We start from the raw sequence: 17,332 nt of genomic DNA on the forward strand, positions 1-17,332 counted from the left end.
AGGCGAATTCAATGAGTTTCTTACAAATATCTAATGTTTCTCACTGTTTTTTTGCCAAAGATCATGCAAAGCTTGTTCTGGAATGTATGAACTTACACGTAAAAGAAGGAGAATTTATTTCCATTCTTGGACCAAGTGGCTGTGGAAAGACAACTCTTCTATCCATTATTGCTGGCCTTTTAAAGCCAACTGACGGCCTCGTCTTTTTAGAAGGAGAACCTGTGACAAAATCAACAGATTCCATGGGTTACATGCTCCAGCAAGACTATTTATTCCCATGGAAAACGATTGAAGAAAATATTATGCTTGGTTTGCGTATTACAAACACCTATAAAGAGGAGACAAAAAAGCATGCATTGCAACTTTTAAAGCAAGTTGGATTAGATGGAGTCGAAAAACAGTCCCCAAGTGAGCTATCAGGCGGCATGCGCCAACGTGCTGCGCTCGTTCGAACGCTCGCAACAAATCCGAAAATTCTTTTGCTAGATGAACCATTTTCCGCACTTGATTATCAAACAAAATTAAAACTAGAAGAACTTGTTTTTTCTTTACTCCCAACGTATAAGAAGACATCCCTTCTCGTTACACATGATATTGAAGAAGCTATTGCGATGAGCGATAAAATTTATTTACTTCAAGCAAAGCCTGGCAAAGTTGCAAGAACCTTTCATATTCCCAAAAACATTCGTTCTTTATCACCATTAGAAGCAAGACGTCATCCCGATTTCCCAGCCCTTTTTCAAGATATATGGAAGGAGCTGGAACGCCTTGGATAATATAAAACAACTACATGAACAGTTTCGAAAAAAAGAACGAACACGCACATGGATTACTCACATTTTACAGCTATGTATTTTAAGTCTTTTCTTTGTCTTATGGGAAATTGCTAGTAACCAAGAGTGGATTGACCCTTTACTATTTAGTTCCCCTTCAAATATTTGGGAGTTATTTCTGAATAAATGGATCGATGGCTCTCTTTGGGCCCATATTTGGACGACACTTCTTGAAACAGGCGTTGGCTTTATTCTCGGCACTGTACTCGGTACCATTATTGCGACGATTCTTTGGTGGATTCCTCTTGTAGCCCGTGTCCTTGACCCATACCTTGTCGTCCTAAATGCAATGCCCAAAGTAGCACTTGGTCCAATTATCATCGTTATTTTTGGTCCAAATATTACGTCTTCTATTGCGATGGGAGTCATTATTTCCATCATTATTACTATTCTCGTTATTTATAGTGCCTTTCAAGAAGTCGATGCAAATTATATAAAAGTAATGCATACATTTGGCGCAAATAAATGGCAAACATATCAACAAGTGATTTTACCCGCTTCTTTCCCAACTATTATTTCAACACTAAAAGTAAATGTTGGATTATCATGGGTTGGGGTTATTTTTGGAGAACTTCTCGTTTCAAAACAAGGTCTAGGATATTTAATTAGCTACGGTTTTCAAGTCTTTAACTTTACACTCATACTGCTTAGCGTATTATTAACATGCGTTCTTGCTACTCTCATGTATGTGTTTGTAGAAGGCTTCGAAAAATTAATAATTGGAAAACGTAAAAGAAGCTGATCCCAAACTATATGATGGGCTCAGCTTCTTTCTACATATATCATTTATTTTGAATCGCATACTTTTGTATCCTTCACCACCATATTTCCTTCAACTGTAACCGTATGAAAACAATCTTTCACACGTACTTTTACAACGTTATATTGTCGATCAATCATACGATACTCACTAAAATGTTTATTTAATGCTGTACGAATTTGTTCACCTTCAAAAATCGGAATACTATGAGACATTACCCAAATGAGACCAGCAATTGCAAGAACCGTTTTCATCCGCTCTACTACCTCCTTGAGAATAATATATTATCTCTATAGTATGTATATTTAAAATGTGTCAATTTTGTGTCAATTTTATATTTATTCGACCGTAAACCTTTTATTCCTTTTTCCTCATAAAAAAAAGCAACCACTATTTTGGCTGCTTGGATCACTTACGCTTCTTTTACTCCCTTCGAAATTTCATATAGTCCAGATAATACTTCTGCTCTCATTTTCACAAGTTCAGGGAATTGATAGAAGAATGCAATTTTTTGATACTTCAGTTCTGTTCCTTCTTTCACCTTCTTTGAATCTTGTAAAATGAATGCTGTAAATGTATCTGCTATATCCTCAGCGACATTCGTCGTTCCGTATTCTGAAACAAATTGATCATGTTTCTCTTCAAAAAATGTAATTCGTGCTTCTTCATTTGTCTCAATCTGCTTCTCTTTCCATTCTCGTTCAATCGGTTTCCAAAACGAATCATAAAATGTATGAATATACGAACCTTTCTTCACACATCCTTCTTGTAAGAAAAGAGTTTTGCATTTGTTTTGATAGGATGAAATATCTTTACCTTCTTCAAATGACTTTATATACTTTTCATTCACTGGGATTTGTCTATCATTAAGTGTCAATACATGGGCTGTCTCATGAATTAATGTTTTCATTACTTCGTCTATATTGACGCCTGAATCAAGTGTATCTAAACTTAACACCCAATCTTTCGGATCGTCCATACTAGGAGCAACGTGAGCAACAATCCCTTCATATCCATCTGTCACAATATCAAACTCTACAATGTTCTTTCGATATTTAGAAGGAATTAATGTACGATACATATCCCACAGCATTTCATGATAATCGCTATCTTCATGTTGTTCCATAATCTCATTCTTTGCTTCCTGATCATCAGCAAATGCTTTATTGAAACGCTTTTTATCTAGTTTTTCAAAATATGGATCGATAATTTCCTCTTCATCTATGTAATAAGATGCTAAAAAGAAATAGTTTTCATCATCTTGCTTCTTTTCAGTTCCCCTCATGCTATCTAACTGTACATCTTTCTTTTCTATTTCTTTCGATTCCTTTACATAGTCTGTTGGCTCTTCCAATTGAGATAGACTTTCCATCTTTTTGTATACTTTCTCAACCATCCGATCTCCAATTCTCGTACATTCTTCTTCTGTATGACATATTTCTTTCGTTTCGGCAACCTCTACTTCTTTACTGCATCCCGCTATCAGTAGTCCCATTGCTATAATAAAGCCTACAAACTTACTATAAAACTTCCCCATAAAAACCTCCATCATTCGATTCTACAAAAATATCATACGCATTCTTTCTAAAATATGCGATACTTATTTTTAAAGAAAGAGAGATTTATTTTGAGGTGAGTTTGAACAATCCCGTATGATAAAAGAACTCGGCCACTTTACTTTATAAAACAGCCGAGTTCTTCTATATGCTTCATCGTACGCGCTAATACATCATCGCGCATAATAAAACTAAATTTTCTATCATGTTTAATGTTATCAGGAATTTCTTTTAATAACACAGATCCTTTTGTTTCTTCATAATGCGTATGTTCTTCCACCGCACTAATGGTTGCGAAATAAATATTTTTAATAATAATTTTATCTTTTCCTGACACTTTGTATTGCCCTAAGTAAGTTAAATCAGAAACAATCCCGCCGGTTTCTTCATGAACTTCCCTAACTGCCGCTTCTTCCGGTGTCTCTCCCATTTCTACTTTTCCACCTGGAAATTCAAGACCACGGCGCAAATGATGCGTTAATAACCATTGATCCCTGTACCGGCATACAACCCAAACATGCTTTGGCTCAGGAGAAAATGGATAACGTTCAAACGATAATTGTACAGTGTTGTGGTAATAATCTTTAAATGTGTACATGCCATTACTCCCCTATTGATGGTTACAAGTTTTTCCTACCACAAATTGTAGCATATTCTCGCTTTCCTGCATAATGTTATCCAACTATAATCCATTGATTATTCCCATTTGTGCGACTAATTCTTTCGTTTCATGACTCCCTAAATCATAAATCATCTTATATGCCTTTTGTAGTTCTGCATCATATCGATCATTATTCGAGTCATGATGATACTCAACGAACGGGACATGAGAACGTACAAATGATCCAAGGTCTTCGCGATACGCTTGGTCAAAGTATTCTCGGAGCTGGATAATTTCCTCATCCGTTGCTCGAATTTCAAAGCTATATGTATCCGCTGTTTTCACTTGCGAAATTTGTCCATTTCCAACTGATATATAGTATGTTTTTCTATTCTCCATATAGCGCCCTTCTTTCTCTCTTTTTATTTTCTATTGTTTTCAACAATTACAAAATTATGTAAAAGCACTCTTTGTTTCATAATAAAATAAAGAAAAGAAGGGATATGAGGAACCTCGTATACTAAAGAAAGAAGCTGCCTTTCACAGGCAGCTTCCTTTCATTTTAACCAAATACTTTTTCAAGATCGTCTTTATCTTGGCTTAACCAGAAATTCATCAAGCGTTTTGCTCCTTCTAAATCATGAAGTTTCGCTTGCCCACATTGCGTTTCATTGGCAGCTGGGATTTCTGTTATTTGAACTGCATCTTTTAACGTTAGTTCTAATAAATCAATGATTTCACGAACTGTCGGTGTACCACTTACAACAAGATAATATCCTGTTTGGCAACCCATTGGTGAAATGTCGATAATATCAAAATGTGGATAACGATCGATATATTTACGTAAGTTAAACGCTAATAGATGTTCTAACGTATGAATCACATCTGGTTTCATCGCTTGTTTATTTGGTTGGCAAAAACGGATATCAAACTTATTTACAATACCGTCGCTACCTACTTGATGAACACCACAATGTCTTACATAAGGAGCCTTTACAATTGTATGATCTAATTCAAAGCTTTCTACTGATGGCATAAATCATCTCTCCCGCTTTTATTTTTAATTCCGTTATATCCAATATGATATAACGGAAATCCGAATTAGTAAAGTATTAAGTATGGTCCGTGCTATAATACTAGAAGAATATGCTGAAAAGGAGACCGTTATGAAACAGATTTTTATTGGTATTATACGTTTTTATCAAAAATTCATCTCGCCGATGACACCACCTACATGCCGCTTTTATCCGACTTGCTCTCATTATGGTTTAGAGGCATTTCAAACACACGGTGCTCTCAAAGGTTTTTGGCTCACACTAAAGCGTATATTAAAATGTCACCCTTTTCATCCCGGAGGATTTGATCCCGTCCCAGACAAAAAGGATGACAAATGAAATTTTTAAGCTTCATAGCCGTTCACAACTAAATCTAATTTCCCCGTGTCAGGGTGAATAACAAGACCATGGACAGGTACTTCTGTTGGAAGTAACGGATGATTACGAAGAACTGATACGCTATGTTCTACACTTTCTTCTACACTTGAGAAACCTTGTAAGAATTTTTCTAAATCAATTCCAGAATAACGAAGTGCATCTAATCTCTCTTCTGATACACCGCGCTCTTTCATTTTTTCAATTGTACTGCTTGCTTGAATTTTTGCCATACCACAATCATGATGACCAATAATACATACTTCGTCAGCACCAAGTTCATATACAGCAACTAAAATACTACGCATAATACTTCCAAATGGATGAGAAATAACAGCCCCTGCTACTTTAATAATTTTCACATCACCATTTCGCATATTCATTGCTTTTGGTAATAATTCAACAAGACGAGTATCCATGCAAGAGACAATGACCATTTTTTTATTTGGAAACTTCCCTGCCTCATACTCCTCATATTTTTTCTCTTCTACAAATTTTTCATTGTACCTCAAAATCTCTTCTAATGACTTCATAGTAAAAAGCCCCTCTTTTCTCTCATTTAAACTACATATTTAGTTTACCAAAATCTAAAAAACACAAAAAGAATATCGTCTTATATTAAAAATAAGATTTTTTCAGATAATCGACATAATTCTTTCAAAATATACACACAGCTTTGTAACAACTCTTCCCTATTTTTCTCATGTTTTCACTATAAACTAAATGTAGATAATGTTTAAAAAGGAGTGAACTCTTATTATGTCCGACGTTTTGTTACTGAGTCGTTTTCAATTTGCAATTACAGTCTTTTATCATTTCTTATTTGTACCATTGACAATCGGACTTGTTATTTTAGTAGCGTGTATGGAAACACAGTATGCACGTACATTAAACCCAACATATCGTAAAATGGCAAATTTCTGGGGTAAGCTATTTACGATAAATTTCGTAATGGGGATTATAACTGGGATTACAATGGAATTCCAATTTGGAACAAACTGGTCCGAGTATTCTAAGTACATGGGCGACATATTTGGATCACCACTTGCAATTGAAGCACTTGTTGCTTTCTTCTTAGAATCTACTTTTATGGGAATTTGGTTATTTGGTAAAGATAAAATATCACCAAAATTCCGTGCTTTCTGTATGTGGATGGTTGCACTTGGAACAAATATTTCTGCACTTTGGATTATCACAGCAAACGGTTTTATGCAAAACCCTGTTGGTTATGTAGTACGCAATGGTCGTGCTGAATTAGATAATTTCTGGGCTCTCGTTACAAATCCATATGCATGGCATATGTTCTTCCATACAGTTGTTGGTTGTTATATCGTTGGTTCTTTCTTTGTTATGGCAATTAGCGCATATCATTTATTACGTAAAAACGATGTAGACTTCTTTAAAAAATCATTTAAATTTGGACTTATTTTAGGTTTATTTGCAGCAACTGCAACACCTTTCATCGGTCATCAATCCGGTGTTTATGCGGCAAAAATGCAACCTGCAAAAGGTGCAGCAATGGAAGCGGTTTGGGAGACTGGAAAAGGACAAGGATTCTCTATCATTCAAATTCCTGATGTAGAAAATGAAAAGAATTTTGAATTATTCACAATCCCAAAACTTGGAAGCTTCTTCTATACAAATTCATTTGATGGGGAAATTGTTGGCCTGAAAGATATTCCAAAAGAAGATCGTCCTAACGTAAACCTTGTTTACTATAGCTTCCGCTTAATGGTTGCACTTGGCATATTCTTCATGGCATTAACTTGGTTTGGTTTCTATTTAAACCGAAAAGGAAAATTAGAAAACTCAAAACGATTCTTAAAGATTACAATGTGGTCTGTTTTACTTCCATATGTTGCAATTAATGCTGGATGGATTGTTGCCGAAGCAGGCCGTCAACCGTGGACAGTATATAAATTAATGCGAACAGCCGAAGCTGTTTCTCCAATTTCTGTACCACAAATTTGGTTCTCACTTCTTAGCTTAGTTTTATTCTATACATTACTTTTAATTGCCGATGTATACTTGATGTTGAAATTTGCTAAGAAAGGGCCAGCTGCGTTAGAAGAACCTGTTACTAAGGGAGGTGCAGCTCATGTCTCATGATATGCTTGCAGTGATTTGGTTCGGTTTATGGGGCGTGATTTGGACTGTTTACTTTATTCTCGATGGCTATGCACTTGGAAACGGCATGATCTTCCCTTTCGTTACAAAAGATCGAAAAGAACGCAACCAAATGCAAGAAGCAATCGGCCCTTTCTGGGGTGGCAATGAAGTTTGGTTAATTACAGCCGGGGGAGCTACTTTCGCTGCCTTTCCAATCACTTATGCAAATATGTTTAGCTACTTATATACACCGTTATTTTTAGTATTACTTGCTCTTTTCGCTCGTGCAGCAGGGCTTGAATTTATGCATAAAGATGATTCACCAGTTTGGCAAAGCGCTTGTAAATGGGCTTTTACCATCGGTAGTTTTCTTATCGCTTTCTTATTCGGTGTTACATTCGCTAACCTATACTATGGATTACAAATTGGTAAGGATGGTTATGAAGGAACATTATTTACTTTACTAAATCATTATGGTATTTTAGGCGGTCTTTTCTTCACAGCAATCTTCGTTGTCTCTGGATCGCTTTGGGTTATGATTAAAACGTCTGGAGAAGTAGCAGATCGCGCTTATAAAATTGCAAAACCATTTTCAATGACAGCAGCTATCTTACTAGCAATCTTCTATGTAGCAACTGCAAATCGGACAAACTTATTCCAAAACTTCACAGAATATCCCGTACTATTCATTGTCCCAGCTCTTGCTATGATATTAAGCATTATAACAATCGCTATGGTATACAAACATAAAATTGGTTTTGCCTTTACAACGGTTTGCTTAACAATTGCGATGTTTATGGCAACTGGCTTTATTGGCATGTTCCCGCGCATGTTACCATCGCGCATTAATGACGCATACAGCACAACGCTATATAAAGCAGCTGGCAGTGAATTAAACTTAAAAATTATGTTCTTCGTCGCTTTAATCATGGTACCAATTGTTATTGGATATCAACTTTGGAGCTATAGTATCTTTAAAGAAAAAATCCATAAAGACTCTGCCAAAGGATATCACTAAAATATGAAAAAGACACTCTAAAAAGAGTGTCTTTTTCTGCCTACACGTATGATTTTCGATTAGAAGTTATGTGTTAAAACCTAACAACTATGACAAAGAAAATTACCAACAGCTTTCATTATGATTATATCATACACAATCCTTATCAATTCTATGCAATTTTACATATTTAGATTACAAAAATAAACCGAATTCCTTAAACAGTGCAGTACGGGTTCTATTATTTTCCTGCTTTCTTTCGTTCACAAGCAATGCCATCACCATCTCGGTCTAAATGCTTGCCGTAATACGGGCTCTCTTTCGTAATATCATAAATACCAGCAGCGTTTGCTTCTTTACAGTTCGCAAAGCGGTTCGGCTTTGTTTCTGGTTTCACGACTGGATTTGCAACTGGTCTTTTTTCAAAGGGTAATGTCGCATTATATAAGAACTGCACATATTGTTCACGACTTACATGCATTTTTGGTGCATACATACCATTGCCTGTTCCATTAGTAATACGATTGGACTGCACAGCACTAATCGCATCATTTGCCCATGATTTTCTATCTACGTCTGAAAAAGTATGCTCTGACCTTACGTCTAATTGAAACGCCCTTGTTAAAATTTGCGCCATTTCTTCACGAGTTAGCGAGTCTTTGGGCCTAAACATTCCTTTTTCGTCTCCTGCAAAAATACCCATTTCTGTTAAAGCTAAAATTTCTTTTTTAAATATAGTTGAATGATTGCTCACATCTTTATAAGGGTTATGATAATATTCTTTTTCCGCTGGTTTGAAATGACGGAACATAAGAGCTGCAACTTGTTCACGCGTTACCTCATCTCCCAATCCAAAATTTCCATCTCCATATCCAAAAACAATATTTTTATTTGCTAATTCGATAATCGCTTTGTACGCCCAGTGATGATTCGGAAGATCTGAAAAAGTAATTTGTGCCTGTGCATTTCCAATAGATGTGAATGTCGTTGCGGCAACAATTGCACCTGTCATCAATATTTTTTTGAAGTTCATTTCTACGTCTCCTTTACTAAAAAGCACTATTATATCCCTTTAACATAATAATAAATTATACATATGTTATTTGTCATATGTTGTCGAAAAAAACAAAAGAGGAATCATATGATCCCTCTTTTGTTAAGGCATAAATGACAAGTATGGAGACAGCTAACTTTTTCAAAAGTTTGTTAGGGGTAGTAATTTGAAAAAGAAAGTCTTTTCAAATTCAATGTAACATTAATGGAAGATATAGTAAATTGATAATATTTATACGGAAGATTGCTAATGTTTAGTATAAATATTTATTCCTATTATTATAGTGAAAAATGAATAGCATCCTTAATCTAAAATTGAAAAAAGCACCTCTTATCGAGATGCTCTATTCTCTATTTGTCCCCCTTCCTATTAACCCAGAATGAGTTGGCACGGAATCTAATAAATAGCCTATCAGGAACAATTCTGCCTTATAGCACTTCTACAAATCCAAGTTTTTTCTCTTCATCCTCCACTGATTATGAGCTCCCATCTATCTTCCTTGCTTCTCTTTGGATCTTGAGGTGGGAGTCTTACTGCCCTAAAATAGTGAGATAAGCAATATCATTTCCGCGATATAAATAGAAAAGACACTCCGTAGAGTGTCCAAAACCATTTTACTTTTAATATATCGCTTTGAATACATTGTATCATATTATTCCATACTATTTATTGAGAAAATTCTAAATCCTCTTTTTTCTAAGAACTATCTTTTTCATCATGTAATATAATCTTTGTGATAAAGCGAAGCTTTAATCAGTAGTGGGACTTTCTTCATCAGCACTGATTATGGCTCCTCTTTAATGAGGTTGCCATGAAATATCGGATCAATTAACACAAAGATTATAAAAATGAGGTGTATATTACTTGATTATTTTTGGGATGATTCCTCTTATTTTATTCATTATTTTTCTTTATTCTTATTTAAAAGATCCAAGAAAAATAATAAACGGCTTTTTATTTAATACTTTTTTCTGTTCATTTCTCGTTTTTTGTCTTATTGTCGCTTTTCAATTTGATAATGAAAACATACATTGGATTCTTGTAATGCCTTTTTTAGCTTTTATACTGATGTTACCTTTCGGCATAATTGCATTAGTAATAGGACTATTTCTTAATGCAAAAACATTAATGAAAAAAGAAGGACGACGCTTTTCTAATTGTTTAACACTCTTTTTAGGTATATTCATTTTACTATGGATACTACTGGCTATTTTTGACCCGGCAAGCTTGTTTTCTTCTCATTTTCAACCTATATTCGGCGCAATTTCGCTCATTATTTTGTACTTTTTTATACATGTTCTAAATTTCTTCACTGCCTATCTTCTTTATCAATTTAATAGGCCAAAATACAATCAAGATTTCATTATCGTTCTCGGCAGTGGGTTAATTCGTGATAAAGTTCCACCACTACTAGCAAGCCGTATTCATAAAGCAATTGATTTCTATCATAAGCAAGCTGCAGTTGCTTCACCACCTACAATTATTTTCTCCGGTGGACAAGGACCTGATGAAAACCTTCCTGAAGCTGAAGCAATGCAAAAATATGCTGTGGAACAAGGAATTCCGATTGAACATACAGTGCAAGAAAACCGATCAGTTAATACGTACCAAAACATGCTGTTCTCAAAGCAAATTATGGATTCATTAAAACCAGACGGAAATTACAACAGCATCTTTGCAACAAATAACTTCCACCTATTTCGCGCTGGTTTATATGCCAAACAAGCTGGTCTAAATAGCCAAGGAATTGGTTCAAAAACGGCTTTTTATTATTGGCCAAACGCATTGATTCGTGAATATATCGCAATTGTTGTCATGGGGAAAAAGCGCCATATAAAAGTTGTAGGGGTTATTTTAGGATTTGCGATATTCTTGACTGTTCTAAGTTTTATATTTCATTAATATACAGCCAAGACTATTCTTAAAAGCAGAAGAATAGCCTTGGCTTCCTTATTGCTTGTAATCCTATGAAATGCTCGATAATTAATTACACGCAAAAAAGGCCCAAGAAATTGATACCACTCTTCTTGGGCCTTTCTCACTATCTTCTTTTCGTAATTTTCCCTGCACCACCAACCCGTGTTTTAGGGGGAGATGTATTCTTTGGCGGAGTTTTAATCGATGATTTGGGCTTCACATCTGAGCTATTACCACCTGGTGATTTTGTAATTGTTCCTTTCTTTCCTGTAGATGGTGGAACTTTCTTATTCTCTTTTTTCGTAATACTTCCTTGATCTCCTACAGATGGTTTGGAATCAATTTTATCACTTCTTTTAATAATCGACCCTTTTCCCTCTTTTGTAATAGGCGGTGGTGTTTTCTTTTCCTCTTTTGTAGGCGGTCTTTCCGGGATAACTGGCTTATGATTTTGTCTATCATTATATCCGCGATAATCACCACGCGACGATTTATACGAACCAAATATATCATTTAAAATACTTCCGACAATATACCCTTGTAAAAAAGATGGTTGATAATTTTGGCGAACAAATTCTTTATTGCTAATTTCAATCAGTGTATCCGATGGTTTTTCTTTATCTTTTTGAAGGTTATAAATCTCATCAGAATACACAAGAAACATTTGATTTTCGTCTTCTTTTGACACTTGCTTTGGCTCTTTTTCATCTACCAATTCCTTTGCAACCTGAGGAACTGTTTTGTTTGCAGCCCTATATACATATGATTCTTGCTTACCATCTTTTGCAACTGATTCTAATGGGTAGCGGTCTTGAATGGACTGTTCATTTCCCTCTCCCAATAATATGTAGCCAGCAACTATAAGTATTCCAATAATTACAAAAGTAGCAATACCGAGCGATTTAATCATGGTAAACAATCGGTTTGACATGATTATCGCCTCCTTATGTTGCCCTTATAATTTGTACATCCGCAGAAAGAATTGCTTCTCCCTCATACATCATTGTGCGTCCATCTTGCCATTCAATACGAAGTAATTTTCGATTATCGGATTGAAATTCCCATACATATTGCTCATCTGAAACAGCAAACGGTGTTTTTCCCATGACAACAGCACGTCCACTATAGTGCTCTTCTAGATGATAATCGATACCATCCATTTCAATTGTTGTTGGAATCTCATCTATCGAATCTAAACGCCCGTCAATCGGTGTATATAATTTATAATACGTACTTTCACGATTTTCAATTTTTAAATAACGAATCGTTTTCCCATCCTGCAACGTTAATACAATTTCATTACGAGAATGCATGCTTGTTTTTCCAATTAATTCATACATTATTAATGAAACTTCAATCATATCTCCAGGAGCTAACGTTAATAACGATCGTTCTGGTTTAGCAGGTTCTGGACTTTTTATTATATTTTTAATTCGCTTAAATAAACTCATGCTTTATCCCTCCTCTTTCTGTTATAGACAAGCTGCTAAAATAAGTGCTCCAACAATATGTAATGAGCCCGCTAATAAAGCGTGCGAAACATGCCCTTGCTTTGTTCCTTCTTCTAAATCTAATCCCATTATTTTTCTTAAGATCAATTCAATCAACATCTCTACAACTAATAAAATGACAAATGATACAACTGAGGCTAAAAGTGCTTGCCATAAATCATTTGATTTTGTAATCGATTGCGACAAAATATATCCTTGTGCAAATAATTTCATAATAAATCGTGTTGTCACAGCTATATTTCCTTTTTTCATTTCTGCTACATCATTATATTTTGTAAAAATAGAATCAATCCACATCAGTGTAAATAAAAGAATAGCGCTTGCTCCTGTCCAGACAAACATCGCTAACACATTCATCCACGTCATACAAAAACCTCCTCTAAGAACATAATAAGAAAACCGACATGATTACTTTTCATGTCATGTCGGTTCTTTTATCTTTATATCTATGTTCATTCCCTGTATCGAAATACAAATAAAGTAAATTACTTTTTTACAGCATAAAATGCTGCGTCTATATACAGCTAAACACTCTTTCTCCTAAAAAAGAAAGATTTTTCTTCTATATTACTTCTCGTACTGCTTCATAATACGCGCTAATTCGTCCTCTACAGCTGAGTTTTTATTTAAAGCTGCAAATTCCTCATCTAACGACTTTTCTTTTTTATAAATTTCACCGCTTGCCTCTGCTTCTGCTTCTAATTGAAGAGCTTTTTCTTCCATGCGGCTAAGCCCCGCTTTTGCAGTATTAGCATCGAATCCAGACATTGCTTGATTGATACTTTTTTGTGCTTTGGCTGCATTTACACGCGCAACAAGCGTTTCACGTTTATTTTTCAATTCTGTTAATTGCTTGCGCATTTCTTCTAATTTAGCACGAAGGTTATCCGCAGCCGCTTTATTTTGTTCATAACTTGCTTTATATTCATTCATTTTTTGCTCTGCACTTTGCTTCTCTTCTAAAGCGCGACGCGCAAGATCAATATTGTTTGCTTGAACAGCCATATGCGCTTGTTCTTCACGTTTTTTAACAAGTGCTTCTTGCTCTTCAAATAATAATTTAAACTTTTTCTCAAGCGCAATTTGAGCTGCTACACTCTTCTCAGCTTCTTGTACATCCTCTTGCATATCACGTAAATATTGATCCGTCATCTTAACTGGATCTTCCGCTTTTTCAATGAGTGCGTACACATTTGACATCGTTAGATCCCTTAATCGCTTAAATAAAGACATTTCAATTCCTCCTATATATTTACATCTAATTTCAAATCCCCTACTTAGAAGCCTTAAAAAATCTCCCTTCACAGTAAAAATATTCATTTTTATAACCTTGTGTACATTATATCAAACCCAACATGCCCTTACATCTTATTTTTCAAATATAAAAAGAATAATCTTACATTCTGATTACAATATGTGTATACAATTCCCTATGTTCGAATTTCCCACTCCTTCTTTTTGTTACTCCATTACATATTTGTCATGTTACTGCAAGAAAAATCAATCGTTCATATAAAATGAAACTTGTAACATTAGACGGAAAGAAAGTACTTGTAATGAATCAAACAAAAATATGAAGGCAACACAAGTATTGGTAATAACCGTAGCTATGCAGATATGTTTACAATTGTAGAGAATGCTGCATATGACACCGTAAAAGGAGAAGAAAAAACTGTAGGTGTGCTGAAATTTGATAAAGACCTTAGCAAAGAGTTTTCAGGAAGAAATGGAGTAGACGCGGCGTAGCTTGTTAAAATGAAATGATACATAAAAAAAGCTTTGCAAATTTCGCAAAGCTTTTTATTTATTCACAGTATGATTCCTATTCGGACTACAAGTTTTCGACTGACAAGATTGATTTAAAGAACATGCCGCACATTTTCCTTTTTTACTTCTCTTTACAAAACGAAATAACGTATATCCTGCATAACCAAAAATGACAGCACCAATAACAATATTGACTATCATTATTATACATCTCCTTCTAGAATCCGAGTAACGCCCCAACTTGATATATGACAAATGTTAATACATAAGCAACAATAAGTGGATACACAACAGAGAAAATCGTCCATTTTATCGAACCTGTTTCCCGGCGAATCACAGCTACTGTTGCAAGGCATGGAACGTACAACAAAAGAAAGAACATAAATGCATATGCTGATAACGCTGTATAGTGCGCTCCCATAATATTTCCTAATGCATCTTCTTTTACTGCATAAATAATTGCCATGGTCGAAACAACGACCTCTTTTGCTAAAAACCCTGTTAACAGTGATGCTGCTGCTTGCCACGTTCCAAAACCGAGCGGTGCTAACAGCGGTGCAACGACTCCACCAATCATCGCTAAGAAACTATCTCCCATATCAACACCAAACCCAGATGGACCAGCATAATTTAATAACCAAATCACAACCGATCCACCAAAAATAAACGTACCCGCTTTACGGACAAAGCCTTTTCCTTTTTCCCATGTGCTAAGCCATAATGTTTTCGCTTGCGGCATGCGATAAGGTGGCAATTCCACAACAAAAATAGACTTTTCTTCTTTTAAAATCGTCATGGACATGATTTTCGTAACAAGTAATGCAAGTATAATACCGGCGATGTATAAAGAAAATACAACAGTCGCCTGGCTATGAGGAAAGAAAACTCCTGCAAATAATGCATATACAGGTAGACGCGCTGAACAAGACATAAATGGTGTTACGAAGACCGTTAACAGTCGTTCTTTTTCTTGTTCAATTGTTCTTGCTGCCATAATTCCCGGAACGTTACAACCAAAACCGATAATCATTGGAATAAACGCTTTTCCGTTTAAACCAAAGAACTCCATAATTCTATCCATCACAACTGCGATTCGCGCCATATATCCGGAGTCCTCTAATAATGAAATAAAAAAGAACAAAGCAAAGATTTGTGGGACAAATACTAATACAGCACCAACGCCAGCAATAATTCCTTCCGTAATAAGCGCTTGAATAAAATCAGAAGCTCCTATATGAATCAACCCAGCTGTAACCCAATCTGTAAGCTGTCCACTAAAAAATTCATCAAGTATATCCGATAATGGTGTGCCAATCCACGTAAACGTAACCTGAAAAATGAAAAACATGACTGCTAAAAAGATGGGCAGTCCAAAAATTTTATGTGCAATCAACTTATCTATTTTTTCTGAAAAAGGAATTTTCCCTTCCTGTTTATGTTGAATGACACTTGTTTTTAACTTTTCAATATACGTTGCACGCGTGTTATACATATGCTCTTCTAACGTACAATCCAGTTTTTTCTCTAACTGAGAGCGTATTGTTACTAATTCATGATAAATAGATAATCCCATTACCTCTTGTTCCACCACTTCATTATTGCTTAAAAATTGAAGCGCTAGCCATCTTAAATGCTCATAATTTTCTTTCATAAAAAGTGTCATGATACTTGCTATTGCTGTCTCTACTTGTTCACCATATGAAAGAATAAATGAGTTCATTTCTTTCCTATTATTTTCATGAAGAGTAGCTAGTAATTCATCACAACCTTTCCCGTTTCTTGCAACAACAGGAACAACTGTTACTCCCAATATTTCTGATAATCTTTTTACATCAATCACAATTCCGCGTTGCTTTGCCACATCAATCATATTTAAACCAATAGACATAGGCTTTCCAAATTCCAAAAGCTGTAATGTTAAATGCATATTGCGCTCAAATTGAGAAGAATCAACAATATTTAACATATAATGAAATTCCTCTGTTAATAAAAAGTGAGTAACGACTCCCTCATCTCGAGAAACAGGATTTAAATCATATACACCTGGTAGATCAATTAATGTTCCTTGTTTATCTTTCAATTTCCCTATCTTTTTTTCTACCGTTACCCCGCTCCAGTTTCCTACATATTCATAAGAACCTGTTAATGCATTAAATAACGATGTTTTTCCTGTATTTGGATTCCCTAACAAAGCAACCTTATTCACACTAATTCCACCTTTATCATTTTCGCATCGCAATGACGAATACTAATGAATTGTCCGCGGCACTCTAGTGTAAACGGCCCTTTGAACATCGCCTTTTGTTTCACACGCAATTCACTTCCTTCTGAAAGACCAAATGCAACTAATCTCCGTTTTAACAATTTATCTAATGCCTGCATACTTTTCACTAATACTTTTTCACCTATTTGAATATCAACCAAACTCATAATCTCCCCCCTTAAAAGATAATGATAATTATTTTCAATAAATTATAGCATACTGTATAAATCATACACTATAGCTTTTCTATTCTATTTGTTAACATTTTCGTACACTTATATTGAAATAGTGGCAATACAAGATTCATTTGCCCTTCTCATCCATTTCGATTAAAATAAATTTAACAAATAAAGAATTTCGTTATCACAGGGGGAGCTATATGGCTGAGAGGGAACAATTTGTTCCGACCCTTAGAACCTGTTAGTTAATGCTAATGTAGGGATTGTGCAAACGTTAAAATACATCTCCTCTTCTTCATTACGTATTTTATATCTCCCTATGGTACATAATTCTTTTTTGTGCAACTTGGATTTA

At 35.1% G+C, this 17,332-nt stretch carries 20 protein-coding genes, 1 pseudogene and 1 riboswitch; of the genes and pseudogenes, 7 read left to right on the forward strand and 14 right to left on the reverse strand.

Annotated elements, in window-relative coordinates; all coding sequences use genetic code 11:
* Positions 1–11 precede the first annotated feature (11 nt).
* Entirely contained in the window at positions 12–776 is a 765-nt protein-coding gene (locus BCER98_RS17375) for an ABC transporter ATP-binding protein (RefSeq protein ID WP_012095913.1), read from the forward strand.
* Complete coding sequence (locus tag BCER98_RS17380) at positions 769–1,575, forward strand: ABC transporter permease (protein ID WP_012095914.1); 807 nt, start codon at positions 769–771, stop codon at positions 1,573–1,575. The genes BCER98_RS17375 and BCER98_RS17380 overlap by 8 nt, the downstream gene beginning before the upstream one ends.
* A 44-nt stretch (positions 1,576–1,619) precedes the next feature.
* Here BCER98_RS17380 and BCER98_RS17385 read toward each other — a convergent pair whose 3' ends face one another.
* The 5 genes from BCER98_RS17385 to luxS all read right to left on the reverse strand — a co-directional run bounded on the left by BCER98_RS17385 (position 1,620) and on the right by luxS (position 4,786).
* Positions 1,620–1,847, reverse strand: coding sequence for a hypothetical protein (locus BCER98_RS17385; RefSeq protein WP_012095915.1), 228 nt, complete (start codon positions 1,845–1,847; stop codon positions 1,620–1,622).
* A gap of 158 nt (positions 1,848–2,005) precedes the next feature.
* Complete coding sequence (locus tag BCER98_RS17390; RefSeq protein WP_012095916.1) at positions 2,006–3,130, reverse strand: hypothetical protein; 1,125 nt, start codon at positions 3,128–3,130, stop codon at positions 2,006–2,008.
* 137 nt (positions 3,131–3,267) lie between these two features.
* Positions 3,268–3,747 (reverse strand): antimutator 8-oxo-(dGTP/GTP)ase, encoded by a 480-nt coding sequence (mutTA, locus tag BCER98_RS17395; protein ID WP_012095917.1) that lies wholly within the window; start codon positions 3,745–3,747, stop codon positions 3,268–3,270.
* Positions 3,748–3,831: 84 nt separating this feature from the next.
* Positions 3,832–4,149, reverse strand: a complete 318-nt coding sequence (locus BCER98_RS17400; protein ID WP_012095918.1) for an HAD family hydrolase — start codon at positions 4,147–4,149, stop codon at positions 3,832–3,834.
* 163 nt (positions 4,150–4,312) lie between these two features.
* Positions 4,313–4,786 carry an S-ribosylhomocysteine lyase LuxS gene (gene luxS / locus BCER98_RS17405; protein ID WP_012095919.1) on the reverse strand — a complete coding sequence of 158 codons (474 nt, stop codon included), beginning with the start codon at positions 4,784–4,786 and terminating at the stop codon, positions 4,313–4,315.
* Positions 4,787–4,916: 130 nt separating this feature from the next.
* Between luxS and yidD the strand changes: the two genes are divergently transcribed.
* On the forward strand, positions 4,917–5,144 hold the full coding sequence (gene yidD, locus BCER98_RS17410) for a membrane protein insertion efficiency factor YidD (RefSeq protein ID WP_012095920.1): 228 nt from the start codon (positions 4,917–4,919) through the stop codon (positions 5,142–5,144).
* Positions 5,145–5,149: 5 nt separating this feature from the next.
* Here yidD and BCER98_RS17415 read toward each other — a convergent pair whose 3' ends face one another.
* A complete protein-coding gene (locus tag BCER98_RS17415) occupies positions 5,150–5,713 on the reverse strand; it encodes a beta-class carbonic anhydrase (protein ID WP_012095921.1) in 564 nt (187 codons plus the stop codon).
* Between the two features lie 226 nt (positions 5,714–5,939).
* On the opposite strand from BCER98_RS17415, the gene BCER98_RS17420 reads away from it, so the two are divergent.
* Positions 5,940–7,289 (forward strand): cytochrome ubiquinol oxidase subunit I, encoded by a 1,350-nt coding sequence (locus BCER98_RS17420; RefSeq protein ID WP_012095922.1) that lies wholly within the window; start codon positions 5,940–5,942, stop codon positions 7,287–7,289.
* Positions 7,279–8,307: a cytochrome d ubiquinol oxidase subunit II gene (cydB, locus tag BCER98_RS17425; RefSeq protein WP_012095923.1), complete on the forward strand. Its 1,029-nt coding sequence runs from the start codon at positions 7,279–7,281 to the stop codon at positions 8,305–8,307. The genes BCER98_RS17420 and cydB overlap by 11 nt, the downstream gene beginning before the upstream one ends.
* Before the next feature lie 220 nt (positions 8,308–8,527).
* On the opposite strand, the gene BCER98_RS17430 is transcribed toward cydB, so the two are convergent.
* Positions 8,528–9,319: an S-layer homology domain-containing protein gene (locus BCER98_RS17430; protein ID WP_041810087.1), complete on the reverse strand. Its 792-nt coding sequence runs from the start codon at positions 9,317–9,319 to the stop codon at positions 8,528–8,530.
* A gap of 885 nt (positions 9,320–10,204) precedes the next feature.
* Here BCER98_RS17430 and BCER98_RS17435 point away from each other — a divergent pair.
* Entirely contained in the window at positions 10,205–11,242 is a 1,038-nt protein-coding gene (locus BCER98_RS17435) for a YdcF family protein (protein WP_012095925.1), read from the forward strand.
* Between the two features lie 139 nt (positions 11,243–11,381).
* Here BCER98_RS17435 and BCER98_RS17440 read toward each other — a convergent pair whose 3' ends face one another.
* The 4 genes from BCER98_RS17440 to BCER98_RS17455 form a co-directional block, all read right to left on the reverse strand.
* The gene (locus BCER98_RS17440) at positions 11,382–12,188 is read right to left on the reverse strand and encodes a DUF4247 domain-containing protein (protein WP_012095926.1); all 807 of its coding nucleotides are present in this window, start codon (positions 12,186–12,188) and stop codon (positions 11,382–11,384) included.
* A gap of 13 nt (positions 12,189–12,201) precedes the next feature.
* Positions 12,202–12,708 carry a DUF4178 domain-containing protein gene (locus BCER98_RS17445; protein ID WP_012095927.1) on the reverse strand — a complete coding sequence of 169 codons (507 nt, stop codon included), beginning with the start codon at positions 12,706–12,708 and terminating at the stop codon, positions 12,202–12,204.
* Between the two features lie 21 nt (positions 12,709–12,729).
* Positions 12,730–13,134 (reverse strand): DUF350 domain-containing protein, encoded by a 405-nt coding sequence (locus BCER98_RS17450; protein WP_012095928.1) that lies wholly within the window; start codon positions 13,132–13,134, stop codon positions 12,730–12,732.
* A gap of 201 nt (positions 13,135–13,335) precedes the next feature.
* Positions 13,336–14,001: a PspA/IM30 family protein gene (locus BCER98_RS17455; RefSeq protein WP_041810089.1), complete on the reverse strand. Its 666-nt coding sequence runs from the start codon at positions 13,999–14,001 to the stop codon at positions 13,336–13,338.
* 330 nt (positions 14,002–14,331) lie between these two features.
* On the opposite strand from BCER98_RS17455, the pseudogene BCER98_RS21415 reads away from it, so the two are divergent.
* Positions 14,332–14,514, forward strand: a pseudogene (locus BCER98_RS21415) (lipoprotein BA_5634 family protein); the annotation flags it as partial.
* A 54-nt stretch (positions 14,515–14,568) separates the two neighbouring features.
* Here BCER98_RS21415 and BCER98_RS17460 read toward each other — a convergent pair.
* Genes BCER98_RS17460 through BCER98_RS17470 form a run of 3 tightly spaced genes read right to left on the reverse strand, consistent with a single transcriptional unit; the run spans position 14,569 to position 16,965 of the window.
* A complete protein-coding gene (locus tag BCER98_RS17460) occupies positions 14,569–14,736 on the reverse strand; it encodes a FeoB-associated Cys-rich membrane protein (RefSeq protein WP_012095931.1) in 168 nt (55 codons plus the stop codon).
* 16 nt (positions 14,737–14,752) lie between these two features.
* On the reverse strand, positions 14,753–16,741 hold the full coding sequence (gene feoB, locus BCER98_RS17465; protein ID WP_012095932.1) for a ferrous iron transport protein B: 1,989 nt from the start codon (positions 16,739–16,741) through the stop codon (positions 14,753–14,755).
* A complete protein-coding gene (locus tag BCER98_RS17470; protein WP_012095933.1) occupies positions 16,738–16,965 on the reverse strand; it encodes a FeoA family protein in 228 nt (75 codons plus the stop codon). Before BCER98_RS17470 ends, feoB begins: the two co-directional genes overlap by 4 nt.
* A 191-nt stretch (positions 16,966–17,156) precedes the next feature.
* A riboswitch (TPP riboswitch) is annotated at positions 17,157–17,258 on the forward strand.
* Positions 17,259–17,332: the final 74 nt, after the last annotated feature.

This window comes from Bacillus cytotoxicus NVH 391-98 (genome assembly GCF_000017425.1).
Lineage (GTDB): Bacteria > Bacillota > Bacilli > Bacillales > Bacillaceae_G > Bacillus_A > Bacillus_A cytotoxicus.

Excerpts from the sequence above, each read along its gene's own strand:
- BCER98_RS17445 (WP_012095927.1), bottom strand. The coding sequence starts at position 12,708 with ATGAGTTTATTTAAGCGAATTAAAAATATAATAAAAAGTCCAGAACCT.
- BCER98_RS17470 (WP_012095933.1), bottom strand. The coding sequence starts at position 16,965 with ATGAGTTTGGTTGATATTCAAATAGGTGAAAAAGTATTAGTGAAAAGT.
- luxS (WP_012095919.1), bottom strand. The coding sequence starts at position 4,786 with ATGCCATCAGTAGAAAGCTTTGAATTAGATCATACAATTGTAAAGGCT.
- BCER98_RS17390 (WP_012095916.1), bottom strand. The coding sequence starts at position 3,130 with ATGGGGAAGTTTTATAGTAAGTTTGTAGGCTTTATTATAGCAATGGGA.
- BCER98_RS17430 (WP_041810087.1), bottom strand. The coding sequence starts at position 9,319 with ATGAACTTCAAAAAAATATTGATGACAGGTGCAATTGTTGCCGCAACG.
- BCER98_RS17385 (WP_012095915.1), bottom strand. The coding sequence starts at position 1,847 with ATGAAAACGGTTCTTGCAATTGCTGGTCTCATTTGGGTAATGTCTCAT.
- BCER98_RS17415 (WP_012095921.1), bottom strand. The coding sequence starts at position 5,713 with ATGAAGTCATTAGAAGAGATTTTGAGGTACAATGAAAAATTTGTAGAA.
- BCER98_RS17375 (WP_012095913.1), top strand. The coding sequence starts at position 12 with ATGAGTTTCTTACAAATATCTAATGTTTCTCACTGTTTTTTTGCCAAA.
- BCER98_RS17460 (WP_012095931.1), bottom strand. The coding sequence starts at position 14,736 with ATGATAGTCAATATTGTTATTGGTGCTGTCATTTTTGGTTATGCAGGA.
- yidD (WP_012095920.1), top strand. The coding sequence starts at position 4,917 with ATGAAACAGATTTTTATTGGTATTATACGTTTTTATCAAAAATTCATC.
- BCER98_RS17440 (WP_012095926.1), bottom strand. The coding sequence starts at position 12,188 with ATGTCAAACCGATTGTTTACCATGATTAAATCGCTCGGTATTGCTACT.
- cydB (WP_012095923.1), top strand. The coding sequence starts at position 7,279 with ATGTCTCATGATATGCTTGCAGTGATTTGGTTCGGTTTATGGGGCGTG.
- BCER98_RS17450 (WP_012095928.1), bottom strand. The coding sequence starts at position 13,134 with ATGACGTGGATGAATGTGTTAGCGATGTTTGTCTGGACAGGAGCAAGC.
- BCER98_RS17400 (WP_012095918.1), bottom strand. The coding sequence starts at position 4,149 with ATGGAGAATAGAAAAACATACTATATATCAGTTGGAAATGGACAAATT.
- BCER98_RS17455 (WP_041810089.1), bottom strand. The coding sequence starts at position 14,001 with ATGTCTTTATTTAAGCGATTAAGGGATCTAACGATGTCAAATGTGTAC.
- mutTA (WP_012095917.1), bottom strand. The coding sequence starts at position 3,747 with ATGTACACATTTAAAGATTATTACCACAACACTGTACAATTATCGTTT.
- BCER98_RS17420 (WP_012095922.1), top strand. The coding sequence starts at position 5,940 with ATGTCCGACGTTTTGTTACTGAGTCGTTTTCAATTTGCAATTACAGTC.